The organism is Pseudomonas sp. SIMBA_067 (genome assembly GCF_046534675.1).
Taxonomy (GTDB): Bacteria; Pseudomonadota; Gammaproteobacteria; order Pseudomonadales; family Pseudomonadaceae; genus Aquipseudomonas; species Aquipseudomonas putida.
This window is the reverse complement of record NZ_JAWRYH010000274.1, coordinates 1-282: the sequence shown is the minus strand read 5'-3', so window position 1 is coordinate 282 and position 282 is coordinate 1. Positions and strand designations below refer to the sequence as shown.

Annotated in this window: 1 pseudogene; it reads left to right on the top strand. The window is 36.5% G+C overall.

What is annotated here, in order from left to right:
• Positions 1-282, top strand: a pseudogene (locus tag SB765_RS29060) (IS3 family transposase); the annotation flags it as partial.

The following is a 282-nucleotide window of genomic DNA, read 5'->3' as shown; positions in this document are numbered from 1 at the left end:
ATTAGGCTTTAAATTATCCATTGTTGAGCAAGTAGAAAAAGGCGACTTCACATATAAACAAGCGCAAAGTCATTACGGCATTCAAGGTCGTAGTACCGTTCTGGGTATGGCTGCGAAAACATGGTAAATTAGATTGGTCTAAACCAACTTATATAGCCAACATGCCTAAATCGAAAGAAACCCCAGCACAAAAAATTAAACGTTTAGAGCGCGAGATAGAAGACCTACGCCTAAAGGATTTAATCAAAGATGAAATGATTAATATTATGGATGAAGAATATG